The following is a 14,208-nucleotide window of genomic DNA, read 5'->3' on the forward strand; positions in this document are numbered from 1 at the left end:
TCGCATGCCTCTACTTGATGTCTCAGGCTTCAGAGTCACGGCAGTCGGGATAGACGCGTCCGTCGACCTCGTCGACAACGTCTCGTTCAGTGTCGAGCGGGGGGAGACGCTCTGCATCGTCGGCGAGTCTGGCAGCGGCAAGACTGTGACGGCATTGTCGCTGATGCGTCTTCTGGAGTTCACCTCATCGGTCGAGCTGTCTGGCGAGGCCCGCTTTGACGGCTTTGATCTCGTCGGGGCGAGCCGACGTGAAATGTCACAGATTCGCGGCCGCAGAGTGTCGATGATCTTCCAAGAGTGCATGGAGGCGCTCAACCCGACCAAGCGTATTGGACCGCAACTCGTGGAAGCTGCTCACGGAATGCAAGAGTCCCGCGCTAGAGAGAAAGCGGCCGACCTTTTGGCCCAGGTCGGAATATCAGACCCCGAAAGCTGCCTGGGCATGTACCCACACCAGCTCTCTGGGGGCATGCAACAGCGCGCGATGATCGCGATGTCGCTTATGTGTGATCCCGAACTCTTGATCGCAGACGAACCGACGACCGCGCTTGACGTCACGATCCAGGCCGAGATCCTGACGTTGCTTTTAAATTTGCAGCGTGAGCGCAACATGGCAATCATTCTGATCACTCACGACATGGGGATTGCGGCAGAAGTCGCAGACAAGATTGCAGTGATGTACGCCGGCCGTCTGGTCGAAGAGGGCGCTTGTCAACAGATGCTGTTGGCGCCGAAGCACCCGTACACGAAAGCTTTGCTCGACTGCATTCCGCGTCCGGGTCGGGTCGGTCGAGGCGACCTGATGACGATTCCTGGATTCGTACCGTCGCCGGCCGAGCAACTCGGCGGATGCAGATACGCCGACAGGTGCGCGTTCGTAACGGAGGAGTGTACAGGGACTGAGCCCCAGCTCGCAGTTACATCTGGCGCACCAACGGGCCGGTCTGGGGCCACAAACCCCGAGACGCGTATGCGGCGAGTCGCCTGCTGGAACCCTCTTGCAATAGACAACGCAAGCATGGCGCGGTTGGCGGCCGACGTGACAAGCGAAGCCCCGGACAACCGGCGCAGAGTCGGAGAACCAACTCGACCTGGCTACCTGGCGCTCGGTAGCGTTTCCAAGGTCTACGCCGGCAACGCCCGTAGCGAGTCGATGAAGTCGAACTCCACGGCTGGTCTGAGCGCAGTCCGAGCGGTCGATGACGTCAGTTTTACCTTCAGGCGTGGTGAATTCTTCTGTTTGGTAGGCGAAAGCGGGTCCGGCAAGACAACGCTGGGCAGACTGATTTCGCGCCTCGAGCCGGTCACGACCGGTACTCTGACTCTCGACGGCGCCGACGTGACGCATTTACGTGGCCGTTCGGCGGACCGCAACTTCCGGCGTCACGTACAGGTCATATTTCAGGACCCGAACGGCTCGCTCGATCCTCGTCAAACCGTTGGCCAGGCACTGGCCGAACCGCTCAAGTCGCTCGTGAAGCTTAGTACCTCCGATCGGACAGACCGCATCAATCAACTGCTCGACGAGGTGAACCTACCTAGGTCTTACGTTCACAAGAGGCCTTCGGAGCTTTCCGGCGGGCAACGTCAGCGTGTGGCGATAGCCCGGGCGGTTGCGACCTCGCCGAAGCTGATAGTTGCGGATGAGCCGACATCGGCGTTGGACGTGTCCGTACAAGGCCAGATCGTCAACTTGCTCAGACGGCTGCAGGCCGAGCACGAACTTACATACCTATTCATTACACACAATCTGAGCCTCGTGCTCTCGGTTGCCGACAGGATTGGGGTCATGTACCTCGGCACCATCGTCGAAATCGCCTCCGCGGAGGCACTTATTGCGGGCCCAGCGCACCCATATACGCAGATGCTCCTCGCCGCGAACCCGGATCCTCACAATCCGAGATCCAGAGACGAGCGATCTGCCGTAACGGTTGACGGTCTAGATACGGAAACGGCGAACGTAGATACGTCGATCGGCTGTAGCTTTCGAGACCGATGCCCGCGCCGCCAGAGCATCTGCGACACGGATAAGCCACCACTCGCGCCGATCAACGACGAGCAACGCACGGCATGCCACTTCCCACTTGTGGCCTCCAGACACCAGCCCACGCCATCTGCGTTGGTTAAGCAAGACGACTATTCCTATTAACAAAAGCGGGGTTTCACGTGAAGATGCAACTATCTAGGCTCTATAAGCGCCGTAGCCTTACTATCCGCAGATCCGCGGCAATTGCTGTCATCGCTTCGATCGCAATTACCGGCTGTAACGCGACTGGAGGTAGCGCAAACGACGCTCCCAGTTCACCGGTACAGGGCGGCGCCGTCGTCGCCGCGCTGTCCGGCGACCCGCAGACGCTCGATATGGCTCAGAACACCGGATCACTGACAATCCGCGTGGCGATCAACATCTTTGAGCAACTCTTCGTGATCGACAAGAACTACCAGCCAGCGCCCATGCTTGCCAGTGGGTACGAGAAGTCCGCCGACGGCTTAACATACACCATCAAACTGCGATCGGATGTGAAGTTCCACAACGGCGATCGGATGACCGCAGGGGACGTGATCGCTAGCCTGAAACGCTGGCAACTTGTCTCTGCAGTAGGAAAGTCCGTGGCCAAGGATGTCGCCTCGATAGCCTCCACCGATCCGCAGGCGGTAACAATTACCCTCCACCAGCCTCGTTACTCCTTCATTGACGACCTGGCCGCGACAACACAACCGGCGATAATTGTCCCAGCCGCCGTAGCTGAAGAGGCAGGGACGTCCCCGATCGCCGACGACAAGATAATCGGTACCGGGCCATACAAACTCAAGGAATATAAGCACGGCCAATCGGTCGTACTCGTGCGCTTCGACGGATACTCCAGTCGCGATGACACCTCAAGCGGCCTCGCCGGCGCCAAGAAGGCCTACATCGACACTATTGAGTTTCGATTTGTACCCGACCCAGCCCAACAGCTAAACGGGCTAAAGTCCGGCCAGTTTCAGTGGGCTCAATCAGTGAACGCTGACGAGTACGAGGCACTTAAGAACAGCCCGAATCTAAAAGCTCGCGTTGCCGACAGCGGCCTTGTTGCGACTATTCTGATCAATCACTCTGCGGACAGCAGTTTCAGTGATCTCAAAGCACGACAGGCACTGAATATGGCGATCGATAAGAAGGCGATGGCTCAGGCGTCGTTCGGGCCAAAGGAGTTCTGGTCACCCCTCAGCGGGGCGCTGGTCTTCTCAGTCGACAAGCCAATGTACTCCCAAGCTGGTAAGGACATTTACGAGACCTTCGACCCAAAGAAGGCGAAGAAGTTGTTCGAGGCGGCGGGCGTTACAGCAAACAAGCCCATCCGGCTCGTGACGACCCAGACATATCCGAAGTACTACCAGATGGCGGTGGTGCTCCAGTCGCAATTGGAGAAGCTCGGACTCAAAACGGACATGCAAGTTTACGATTTCCCCACGATGATCTCGAAGATCTCCACCGACTCGTCAAACTGGGACATTAGCTTCTCCGCGTATAACGGGACCGTCACCTCACCAAGTCAGGTCCTCCCACTGGCGCCCAACCGCCCCGGCGAGTTCCACTCGGGCGACCTAGACACGCTCAAGGCGAAATATCAGATATCGAAAGACCCGGCCGAGGCAAAGAAAATCGTCGACCAGATTCAGCAACTGGTGTGGGAGGAACTGCCGGTAATCAGCGTCGCCCCCAACAAGGTATTCGATGTCTACTCCACCAGCCTTAAAGACGTTTCCACATTCACGCAGAGCATCTTCTGGAACTGCTACCTGGCCGCGTAACCGGGTCGCAAACCGATCACCTTCAGGAAGAGGAGTCGCTTCATGGCACGTCTGCTCATACGACGCCTGCGCGACCTGGTCATTGTACTGATCTTGGTGGGCACGGCGATGTTCTTCATCATTCGGCTCGTCCCCGGGCAACCGGCGACAGCGATGCTTGGCCCCTACGCAACGCAAGACCAGATCGACGCGCTGACCAAGGCAATGCATCTCGACGGACCGCTTATCCTGCAGTACTTCGGATGGATTACCAATGCGGCGACCGGCGACCTCGGCACGTCCATCACGTTCTCACAACCGGTGACGAAGGTGATCATTGACCATGCGGTGCCGACAATTTTCATGGCCGTCGCCAGCACAATCATGAGCGTGGCGCTCGCTGTTCCGCTCGCGCTCAAAGCAGCAGCCAAGCCGCGCTCGCTCTGGGCCCGGCTACTTAGCCCGGTTACCGCCTTCGGGCTGGCCCTTCCGTCATTCTGGCTTGCGCTCATGCTGGTGCTGTTCTTAGGGGTCTTCGTCGAGATCTTCCCAGTGAGCGGATACGTCGACCTACTGAGTCATCCAATTGAAGGCTTGAGATACCTCGTGTTGCCGATCGTCGTTCTCATGTCCCATCAACTAGCACTGTTTGTAGCAACCCTTCGAGAGAGCATCTCAGGAGAACTCCTCAACCTCTATCTGCGCACCGGACGCGCGAAGGGGGTGAAGGAACGCACGCTGCTCTATAGACACGTCCTGCCAAACGCGCTACTTCCCACCATCACAGTCGCCGGTGCCAGCTTCGGCCATCTACTGGGCGGTGCAATCGTACTTGAGATGGTCTTCGTCATACCGGGCTGGGGACTGACGTTGTACAACGGAATTCAGGCACGTGACTATCCACTCATCCTCGGGCTGACTCTCACAATAGCGGTGCTGTTCGTCATCGTGAACTTGATCGCCGACCTGCTCTATATCGTCGCCGACCCTAAGGTGCGTGTGCGATGAGTAGCCAACTGGCGCTTGATACCACCGCCCTGTCAATACGCGACCCGAAAGTTGGCAAAGGGAAGTTTGCACGCCTCAGGTTGGGCCTGGCTGCCCTGTGGCGAAGGGATGCCCCAACGATCATTTGGGGCGCAATCTTCGTACTGATCTTATTGGTATCCGCGGTCGGCCCACTGCTGCTGCAGTCGTACAGCGCGATCGATCCGTCAGCGCGATTGGCCGGTCCAAGAAGTGCGCATTGGCTTGGTACAGATGAATACGGGCGCGACATTCTTGCGCGGATCGTATACGCCGGACGTACCTCGCTTGGTATCGGCTTAGCCATCACCGGTATGGCACTCGTCCTAGGAACGTTCATCGGAACACTCACCGGCTTCTACGATCGCCTTTCGGGGCCAATCATGCGGCTGATGGACGGGATCATGGCGTTTCCCGCAATCGTCCTTGCGATTGCGCTACTCATCGTCCTACGTTCGGGAGTGTGGGGAGAAATCATCGCGCTAGGCACAGTGTTTACGCCGCACATCGCGAGAGTGGTCCGCAGCAGAGTGCTCTCGTTGCGCGAGAAGGGCTACGTGGCCGCCGCGCGCTCTGCCGCGGTCAGTGGCCCGAGAATCTTACTGACGCACATCCTTCCGAATTCGGCATCAACCATATTGGTGCAAACCGTTTTCATCTATGCCTCGGCCCTGCTCGCTGACAGTTCGTTGAGCTTTCTCGGGCTAGGAGTCCAACCGCCGACGCCGACCTGGGGAAACATGGTTGGCGAGGCGCGAGCATTCATCACGATAGCGCCTACTTTCATCGTATTCCCGGGCATCATGATCGTGCTGAGCGTCATGTCCCTGAACCTCCTCGGCGAGGGCATTCGCGGTCTGATCGACACGCGCGCTCGCGCGATTCTCGACCTCGAACGCAGTCGAAAGGACCGCCTGAGCCGCGCACGTAAGGCTGGTCGGCGGGGGTGAGCTGGATCTACATCATTAGGTACACCGACCGAACTGACTCAGGTCAGGACAGAAAGCGAATATGAGGAGATAGTTATGGGTTCGCAGTTGTGGAGTCGCTCAGCGACGGAGCTGGGCGGGATGATCCGTGCACGAGAGGTATTGCCGTCGGAGATTCTGGAGTCGGTGCTGGCCCGGATGGATGAGCACGACCCAACGGTGCACGCGTTTATTACGCGGACTGATGACCTGGCGCGGGTACAGGCCGCTGCCGCTGACGATCGCGCGAAGCACGGTGACTTGAACGGCCCGATGGACGGGATACCTTATTCCATAAAGGATCTGGTCCGTACGGCGGGCATCCGCACGACGATGGGTTCAAAGTTCTTTACCGACAATGTCCCAGACGAAGACTCGGCCGCTGCGGCTCGGCTACGCAGTTCCGGAGGACTGTTGCTGGGTAAAACGAACGCACCAAATGCCGGGCACAAAGATATGACCGATAACCTCGTCGCGGAGACCACGCTGAACCCGTGGAAGCTCGATCGCACCAGTGGCGGATCCTCCGGAGGCGCAGCGGCGGCTGTCGCGTCAGGGTTCGGCCCGTTTGCGCAGGGCGGCGATGGTGCCGGTTCGATCCGGATCCCGGCAGCGTTATGTGGGGTAGTGGGATTCAAACCGTCGTTCGGACGAGTGTCTTTATATCCGTATCGGGAATACTGGTCCCACCGGACGCATTGGGGTTCGATTGCGCGGACTGTCGCCGATGCCGCGATGATGTTATCGGTGTTGGCAGGACCTGACGAGCGTGACGCGGGAACCATCGATGCTCCGCTTGATCCATTTGTTCGGTTGCCGGAGGCGGATCGCCCGCTGGCAGGGCTGAAAGTCCGGTGGAGCCCTGATATGGGGTATGGGCCCGTTGAAACTGAGGTTGTGGAGATTGTGCAGCACGCGGTCCACCTGCTTGGCGATCTCGGCTGTGTCGTCGAGGAGGCGTCGCCAGGATGGGAGAATCCGTCGGAGTTCCACCGGGTGCTGTGGTCGACCTCGATGGCGGCTGGGTTTGGAGACATGGCTGATGAACACCCTGACTGGATTGAAAGTACCCTGCATGCGCTCATCGACGCCGGCCGGAAGTACTCGGCAGTTGACCTGAGGCGAGCTGAAGCGAAGCGGGGTGCGTTATATGCAAAGTCGGTCGAGATGTTCGAAGCAGTTGACTTCTTCGTTAGTCCCGCGATGCCGATCGAGGCGTGGTCAGCGATCCCGGGTCGTGGCCAGACCGAAATCGCCGGACAAGCATTCGACCAGACACTTGGACGTGCATACTTGCTGTACCCGTTCAATCTGACGGGGCAGCCGTCGATCTCGCTTCCGTGCGGGTGGACGAAGGCGGGTCTTCCGGTGGGAATCCAGATCGCAGGCGGATGGCATAAGGACATCCCGGTGCTGCAGATCGCTGAAGTACTAGAACGAACATTGGGCCTCGGTGAGCGGTGGCCAGACCTCCTCCACCCGAAACGGTGACGAAACTGTACGGACAACCTGGTGGCGAACGAGATGGGACTCTCGGAATGACAGCGACAGATATCTGCTTTTGGCCTGCGACCGAGATCGCTCGCTGTATCCGAACCAAGGAACTGACAGCACGCGAGGTGATGGAAGCGCACTACGATCAGATCGAGCGGTACAACCCTACTGTGAATGCGATTGTTAGTCTGCTTGACCGCGATGAGGCACTCGGACTGGCTGATGACGCAGACCATCAGCTCAACTCTGGGGGCACGATTGGTCCACTTCACGGGCTCCCCATCGCGCATAAGGATCTACATGAGACGCGCGGTATGCGGACTACCTTCGGATCACCTCTGTATCGGGATTATGTCCCGGACTTTGACTGCCTAGTAGTGGAACGGCTCCGAGCGGCCGGCGGCATAACAATTGGCAAGACCAACGTACCCGAATTCGGCGCGGGATCCCACACCTTCAACCCAGTATTTGGCACAACGCGGAATCCTTTTGACGTCACCAAGTCTGCTGGGGGGAGCAGTGGCGGCGCAGGCGCCGCCCTCGCAAGTGGAATGCTGCCCATAGCCGACGGCGGCGACAGTGGTGGTTCGTTGCGAAATCCTGGCAACTTCAATAATGTCGTCGGATTTCGGCCATCGCCCGGGCGCGTTCCTAGCTGGCCTAGCAAAGATGCTTGGGCGGGTCTAACTGTGAAGGGTCCGATGGCTCGCACGGTAGGAGACGTGGCACTCATGCTTAGCGTAATGGCAGGGCCGGATCATCGAGCCCCGATCTCGATCAGTTCAGCGCCACCGGATTACCGTGGCCGCCTAGAACGTGATTTCCGTGGGGTTCGTATCGCGTGGTCATCAGATCTGGGCGGGCTACCAGTAGAACCTCAGGTCACGGCTGCCATCGAGAGCCAACTGACGGCGTTCGAGTCCGTGGGTTGCATTATCGAGGAGGCGACACCGAATTTCGACGGCGCCGATGAGGCTTATGAAATCCTGCGCAGCGCGAGTTTCGCTCTCTCTGGCCGTGAGCGGCTACGCAATCACCGTGAACTCCTGAAGGAGACAGTGATTTGGAATATTGAGGATGGACTCAAACGCACTGCAGAAGAAGTTGCTTGGGCGCACGAGACTCGTACCTTGACGTATCACCGAGTACGCCAATTCCTTAGTGGTTATGAGTTCTTCCTATGTCCAGTTAATCAGGTTGCGCCGTTCGATGCGAAGCTGGAATATCCGCGTTCTATCGGTGAGATCGAAATGGACAACTACGTGGCTTGGATGCGCTCAGCGTCGCGGATCACGCTAACTGGCCTGCCGGCCATATCTGTTCCATGCTCCTTTACGCCGCAGGGTTTGCCGGTCGGGATTCAAATCGTTGGACGATGGCAGTCCGACCTTAGCGTACTTCAGCTGGCACACGCGTTCGAACAATGTACGCAACGGTGGAAACGTCGCCCCTCAATGTGCGAATCGATCGATCGCTGAAGCTGCTAGCAACACCGAGGATCGGTGACCGGTTGCGTGTCGGAAAGGAGTAGTACGCCGATGGCGATTCCGGACACCGGTCCGCCGACGATCGGCAGCAGTTTGCCGATCACGGTCGCGACCGCGGCGATGGTGACCGCGAGCAGTACGCCGGGGCCGTGAGCTCCTGCTACGGTGAGGCGGTTTGGGTGCGAAGTCATCGCGGAACCGCCGTCTGGATGCTCCGCGAATTCCGATTCAAGGGGTCGTGTTTGTTCGGGGTGTCAGGTCATATGGGCACAACTACGACGGTAGGGACGAGGACCGCGAGGCGGTAGCCATCGATTACCCATGGCGACATAGACAACGACTATGCCAACAAAGTTGGGAGGCGGGTCGGCCATTGCGTGCTGCGTTGCTATTACCCGACCGGCTCTCTCCTTGCGGATCATCACCCAGGAGCGTGAGGGATTCATGGATTCGGCGCCGTCAGACTCTAAGCAGTCAACCAATAGGCGGGACATGTCACGCGGGCTTGTCGGTCGTCGTACTCGGCGGCGGGATGAGACCGAGTTCGGCGGGCAGCTCCGGTACGTCGAGACCAATGTGCGTGGCGAGGAAGTTGTGTACGACGCCGTACCAGATCCTGGCGTGCTGCGGGCTGAGCACCCAGTGGTTCTCGTTAGGGAAGTAGAGGAAACGGTGCGGCGTACGGCCGTCCTCGTCGGTCGCGAGCTGGGACTGCGACAACAGCTCGTACCACAGACGCAGCCCCTCGCCGATCGGCACGCGGTAGTCCTTGTCGCCGTGTACGACGAGCATCGGGGTGGCGATTTCTTTGACGAACCGGTGCGGAGAGTTGTCCACCGCCATCTGCGGCGTCATCTCCTTGCTCCAGTAATGCGACGCGTCGGTAGTCGGCCCGAACTGATCGAGCGCCCACAGTGAGGCGTGCGTAACGATCGCCTTGAACCGGTTGGTGTGGCCGGCGACCCAGTTGGCCATGTAACCGCCAAACGAGCCTCCCATTGCGGCCGTCCGGTCCGCGTCGATATCCGGGCGGGCGACCGCGGCATCGGTCGCCGCCATGAGATCTGTGAAAGGTTCGGCGCCCCAGCGCCCCCAGCCTCGCTGCACGAAGTCCTGTCCATAGCCGGTCGACAGCGCCGGGTCGGGCAGCAGTACGGCGTACCCCTGAGCGACCATCAGCCACGGGTTCCACCGCCAGCTCCATGCGTTCCACGAACCGAGCGGACCGCCGTGAATCCACAGCAGCAGCGGCGCCGGGCTCTCGGCGGAAGCGCCTGGGGGAAGGGCGATCCAGGACCTGACGCGAGTGCCGTCGGGCGCCTGGGCGCCGACTTCTGCCAGGTTTCCGGGCAGCGGCGGTCGCGTGACCGGCCCGTGCAGTTGGGCGACATTGCCTGTGGTCAAGTCGATCTGGAGGATCTCGGACGGAAACGCGTACGACGACCTCAGCCCGTAGGCGACGCCGTTAGCTCCGACTACGACGTCGGAGTACGCCGCGTCATCATGGGTGACCTGGTCGACCGAGCCCGACTCGACGTTGATCCTGAACACCGGCGCACGGCCATCCTGGTCGGCGACCACGAGTACGCCGGAACCGTCTGGCAGCCAGGCCTTCGGGCTCGCCCACCGGTCCCAGCCCGAGGCCAGATCGGTGGCGACGCCGGTCGCGAGGTCGAGCACGACGAGGGTAATCCGCGGCGCGCGTTCCGGCGTACTGCGTGACTCGCGGACAAGGACCGCTTTCGAGCCATCTGGACTGATCGGCCCGGGGGACAGATCGTAGCCGTCGTCATCGAGCACGATCGTGCGGTCGCCTGTAGCGACGTCGATCCGCGCGATCACCGAACGCTGGTCGCCACGTGCCAGTGGTACGGCGAGGTTCGTGAGGATCGTCGTACCGTCTGGGCTGATCACCGGGCTCGCGTTGACCAGACCCGCGGCGATGTCATTTGTGAGATCGCGGATCTTCCTGCCGGACGGCGCATCCACGGTCGACGGGCGGCTGCCTTGCTCGTCGGGAGTCTCGACCGCAAACAGGTGTGGCCGGGCCGGCCCGAGGTCGGCATCCCAGTAACGAACCGGGTAGCCGTCATGGAGGATTGCCGCCACGTCGGCCTTCTTGCGAGCTTTGCGGATGGTCTCGTCCGAAGGCTCGTCTTCTGCGCCGGGCATGACCGACGCAGTCACGACAACGACGCCGGCGTCCTTCGCAGCAATAACAGCATTGACGGCCCCTGCGCGGGTGACCACGGCGTGTGCCTCGCCGCCGGCCGCAGGGGAGACCCAGAGCGACTGTGCCGTGTCTTCATCGTCTGTAGCGTCCGGATCCGGCCGAGCGGAAGTGAAGTAGAGGTCGCCATTTGAGGCGAAGGCCGCGTTGGATTCGCCCTTCGCGCTGCGCGTGATCCGGTACGCCGCACGGGATCCGGTCGGGTCGACGTCCCACAGGGCCGAGACGTAGCCGGTGCCCTTCGGGTTGAGCGTCGAGACAGACGTGACCAGCCGGGTGCCGTCTGAGTTGATTGCAAGACCGCCGACACGTGGGATCGCCACGTACTGCTGCAGGTCGTGAAATGGGGTCTGGTTTGTGTCCTCGGGTCGAGTCATCACGTACTCCTATCACGGCGCGCGGTCCCTAGTCCACAACCGATCTGGCCCGCTCAGGTATCGCCCAGAAGACTGAACGATTCGAAGACTGCCGGGTTCTGGCAGACGGGGTTGCGTGGCCCGCTAACCGGCAGCGACCAGGTCTTGGGCTTCGTGCCAGGTCTTCAGGTCGAACCCGGCCACGGTCGCCTCTGCGCTTGTGGGCCCGGCGCTACTGGCGCTGCCGGCCAGGATTCGGCGGGCGAGCATATGGTCGCCAGGTCGGTTGACGGTCTCGACAGCGACGAGCCGGTCGGCGCGGTAGCGCAAAACGGTCCGCTGGCGTGGCTCCGGCGAGACCAGTTCCACGCTGTCGTCGTCGGTGTCGGCGAGCCCGGCTATCTGCAATTTGAGGTCGCCTTGGTCGGACCAGAACCACGGCAGTGCGTCGTACGCCGCGCTCGCACCGGTCAGCCGAGCGGCGACATGGCGTGCTTGGTCAGCGGCGTTCTGGACGCACTCAAGACGGATCATCCGGCCTCCGGCGTACGCACTGGGGAAGCTGACGGCATCGCCGATCGCCGAGATATCTGGGTCGTCGGTGAGTAGCTGCTCATCGACCCGGATCCCGTTGTCGACCCCGAGCCCGGCACGCTCGGCAAGCGTGGTCTCGGGTACGACGCCGATCCCGTACACGACCAGATCGGCCGGCACGATCCGTGCGTCCGTCAGTGTCGCGCTCGTCGCCACCCCGTTATCGCCGCCGATGCCGATCACGCCCCGCCCGAACTCGAGCCGCACGCCCCAGTCCTCATGGGCCTGACGGAAGAAATCGGACGTCGCCGCCGAGACCGCCCGGGCCATCGGGCGATCGGCCTGCTCCAGCACATGCACCGAGGCGCCCAACGCGGCCGCCACCGCCGCGAACTCCAGGCCGATGAAGCCCGCACCGACCACCACAACCTCGACCCCGTCGCCGACCCGACCCGCCAGTGCATCTGCATCGGCTTGCGTGCGCATACCGATTACGCCGCCCAGCTCGGCACCGGGGACCGGCAGCTCCCGGTTGCGGGAGCCCGTCGCCAGGATCAGATGGTCATACGCCAGCGTAGGACCGCCGGCCAACTGGACCTGATGGCCCGCTCTGTCGATAGCCACCACCTGATCTGAGATCAGATCCACCCGCTGTTTCGGGTACCAGTGATCCCGTCGAAGCAGCAGCTTGGCCGCATCGACCTTGCCCAGCAGGTATCCCTTCGATAGCGGCGGTCGCTGATACGGCAGGCCGGGCTCGCCGTTCACCAAAGTGATCGAGCCCTCGAACCCGCCCTGCCGCAGCGAGGCTGCGGCTTGGCAGCCGGCTTGGCCGGCGCCGATGATCACTACTGCTGACTGGTTCATGTCACACCGTTCTCGCCATCAGTGCCTGGCAACGGATCACAAGAACCGCTGGATCATCGCCGCTCACCATCGCGTAGGTCAGTTGCGCCGGGGGATGACGACGGTCATCGACTCGTAGCCCTTGATGAAGCTGCTGTGGCTACGCACGGGCTCGCCGATGACGTTGATTTCCGGGAAACGCGCGAGCATTTCTTCCCAGATGATCCGTAGCTGCAACTCGGCCAGCTTGTTACCCAGGCAACGGTGGATTCCGAACCCGAAGGAAAGGTGCTGACGGGGATTCTTACGGTCGATGATGTACGACGCGGCATTCTGGATCTTGTCTTCGTCGCGGTTCCCCGACACGTACCACATCGCGACACGGTCGCCCTTGGGGATGATCTTGCCGTTAATTTCGACGTCGCGGGTGGTCCGGCGAGTCATATGGGTGAGCGGTGTCTGCCACCTGATCGTCTCGGACACCATCGAGGGGATCAGTGCGGGGTTGGCCCGCAGCTTCGCATTCTCCGTCGGGTTCTTACTCAGCGCATATACCGAGCCGGTGATCGTGTTGCGCGTGGTGTCATTGCCGCCGACCAGGAGCACGATTCCATCGCCGAAGAGTTCCCGGTCCGTGAAGTCCGTGGCGTGCGGACTGTGCGCCAGCAGGGAAAGGAAGTCCACACGTGGCTCTTCCGACTGGCGGCGCGTGAACATGTCGTTGAAGGTGTCGAAGAATTCGTTCATCGCGACTACCCGGTCCTCTTGGTTCTCGACCGCCCGGCCGGGACCGGGGGCCGAGGTGATCACATCGGACCACCATGTCAGCTTCCGGCGCTGCTCCTGGGGGTAGTCGAAGAGGGTCGCCAACGTCATTGCCGTGAGTTCGATGGAGACCTTGTCGACCCAGTCAAACTCCTGTCCGATCGGCAGGCCGTCCAGGATCGCCCCGGCGCGTTCGCGGATCAGGGGCTCCATTGCGGCGAGGTTCGCGGGAGCCACGGCCTCGGACACCGCACCGCGGTGGATCTCGTGGTCCGGCGGGTCCATGCTCAGTAGCGAGGTGATGCCCTGACGTCGCTGGGCCTCCATTTCCTCCTCCGTCATCGACTCGGGCACTGGACGAGCCAACGTAATGATGCCGTTCGCGGAGAAGTCCTTCGGGTTGGTGTCCGCGGCCCGGATATCGTCCCACTTCGTCAGCGACCAGTAGTGACCATATTCGGAGTGTTCCGCCGCCGTGAAGTGCACCGGATCCTCGGCGCGCAGGCGCTCGAAGACCCAGTGGATGTCACCGGACGGATAGTGAGCCTCATTGGCCGGGTCCAGCGACTCCAGGGGCAACGCATAGATGCGCTCGCGCGCCTCGGCCTGCTCCGCAGTTAATGCCGCGTCATGCGAATCTGTGATGGTCATGTTTGTCTCTTCCAGATCGTTGCGGCGAAAGTGGAGTTTGATCATCGCCTGGTTCGGGTGTCGCTTTGGTGGTCTGG

10 protein-coding genes are annotated in these 14,208 nt (G+C 61.0%); 6 read left to right on the plus strand and 4 right to left on the minus strand.

The annotated features are described in order from the left end of the window. Nucleotides 1-4 precede the first annotated feature (4 nt). The 6 genes from CLV47_RS07245 (at nt 5) to CLV47_RS07270 (ending at nt 8,740) form a co-directional block, all read left to right on the plus strand. Nucleotides 5-2,149 (plus strand): dipeptide ABC transporter ATP-binding protein, encoded by a 2,145-nt coding sequence (locus tag CLV47_RS07245; RefSeq protein WP_106348352.1) that lies wholly within the window; start codon nt 5-7, stop codon nt 2,147-2,149. A gap of 23 nt (nt 2,150-2,172) precedes the next feature. Continuing rightward, nucleotides 2,173-3,795, plus strand: coding sequence for an ABC transporter substrate-binding protein (locus CLV47_RS07250; RefSeq protein ID WP_238145276.1), 1,623 nt, complete (start codon nt 2,173-2,175; stop codon nt 3,793-3,795). A gap of 42 nt (nt 3,796-3,837) precedes the next feature. Next, nucleotides 3,838-4,782 carry an ABC transporter permease gene (locus CLV47_RS07255; RefSeq protein ID WP_106348354.1) on the plus strand — a complete coding sequence of 315 codons (945 nt, stop codon included), beginning with the start codon at nt 3,838-3,840 and terminating at the stop codon, nt 4,780-4,782. Further along, a complete protein-coding gene (locus CLV47_RS07260; protein ID WP_106348355.1) occupies nt 4,779-5,750 on the plus strand; it encodes an ABC transporter permease in 972 nt (323 codons plus the stop codon). Before CLV47_RS07255 ends, CLV47_RS07260 begins: the two co-directional genes overlap by 4 nt. A 75-nt stretch (nt 5,751-5,825) precedes the next feature. Then, nucleotides 5,826-7,259 (plus strand): amidase, encoded by a 1,434-nt coding sequence (locus tag CLV47_RS07265; protein WP_106348356.1) that lies wholly within the window; start codon nt 5,826-5,828, stop codon nt 7,257-7,259. Nucleotides 7,260-7,306: 47 nt separating this feature from the next. Then, the gene (locus CLV47_RS07270) at nt 7,307-8,740 is read left to right on the plus strand and encodes an amidase (protein WP_106348357.1); all 1,434 of its coding nucleotides are present in this window, start codon (nt 7,307-7,309) and stop codon (nt 8,738-8,740) included. 5 nt (nt 8,741-8,745) lie between these two features. Here the strand turns inward: CLV47_RS07270 and CLV47_RS07275 are convergent, their stop codons facing one another. The 4 genes from CLV47_RS07275 to CLV47_RS07290 form a co-directional block, all read right to left on the minus strand. Then, nucleotides 8,746-8,940 (minus strand): hypothetical protein, encoded by a 195-nt coding sequence (locus CLV47_RS07275; protein WP_106348358.1) that lies wholly within the window; start codon nt 8,938-8,940, stop codon nt 8,746-8,748. Between the two features lie 304 nt (nt 8,941-9,244). Then, nucleotides 9,245-11,356 (minus strand): S9 family peptidase, encoded by a 2,112-nt coding sequence (locus CLV47_RS07280; protein ID WP_106348359.1) that lies wholly within the window; start codon nt 11,354-11,356, stop codon nt 9,245-9,247. Between the two features lie 123 nt (nt 11,357-11,479). Further along, nucleotides 11,480-12,736 carry an NAD(P)/FAD-dependent oxidoreductase gene (locus CLV47_RS07285; RefSeq protein WP_106348360.1) on the minus strand — a complete coding sequence of 419 codons (1,257 nt, stop codon included), beginning with the start codon at nt 12,734-12,736 and terminating at the stop codon, nt 11,480-11,482. Nucleotides 12,737-12,814: 78 nt separating this feature from the next. Beyond that, on the minus strand, nt 12,815-14,131 hold the full coding sequence (locus CLV47_RS07290; RefSeq protein ID WP_106348421.1) for a cytochrome P450: 1,317 nt from the start codon (nt 14,129-14,131) through the stop codon (nt 12,815-12,817). Nucleotides 14,132-14,208: the final 77 nt, after the last annotated feature.

Origin of the sequence: Antricoccus suffuscus (assembly GCF_003003235.1) — a bacterium.
GTDB classification, from domain to species: Bacteria; Actinomycetota; Actinomycetes; order Mycobacteriales; family Antricoccaceae; genus Antricoccus; species Antricoccus suffuscus.

Bases quoted from the DNA above. Each gene is read 5' to 3' on its own strand.
- CLV47_RS07270 (WP_106348357.1), top strand. From the start codon at position 7,307: ATGACAGCGACAGATATCTGCTTTTGGCCTGCGACCGAGATCGCTCGC.
- CLV47_RS07275 (WP_106348358.1), bottom strand. From the start codon at position 8,940: ATGACTTCGCACCCAAACCGCCTCACCGTAGCAGGAGCTCACGGCCCC.
- CLV47_RS07285 (WP_106348360.1), bottom strand. From the start codon at position 12,736: ATGAACCAGTCAGCAGTAGTGATCATCGGCGCCGGCCAAGCCGGCTGC.
- CLV47_RS07290 (WP_106348421.1), bottom strand. From the start codon at position 14,131: ATGACCATCACAGATTCGCATGACGCGGCATTAACTGCGGAGCAGGCC.
- CLV47_RS07245 (WP_106348352.1), top strand. From the start codon at position 5: ATGCCTCTACTTGATGTCTCAGGCTTCAGAGTCACGGCAGTCGGGATA.
- CLV47_RS07250 (WP_238145276.1), top strand. From the start codon at position 2,173: ATGCAACTATCTAGGCTCTATAAGCGCCGTAGCCTTACTATCCGCAGA.
- CLV47_RS07260 (WP_106348355.1), top strand. From the start codon at position 4,779: ATGAGTAGCCAACTGGCGCTTGATACCACCGCCCTGTCAATACGCGAC.
- CLV47_RS07255 (WP_106348354.1), top strand. From the start codon at position 3,838: ATGGCACGTCTGCTCATACGACGCCTGCGCGACCTGGTCATTGTACTG.
- CLV47_RS07265 (WP_106348356.1), top strand. From the start codon at position 5,826: ATGGGTTCGCAGTTGTGGAGTCGCTCAGCGACGGAGCTGGGCGGGATG.
- CLV47_RS07280 (WP_106348359.1), bottom strand. From the start codon at position 11,356: ATGACTCGACCCGAGGACACAAACCAGACCCCATTTCACGACCTGCAG.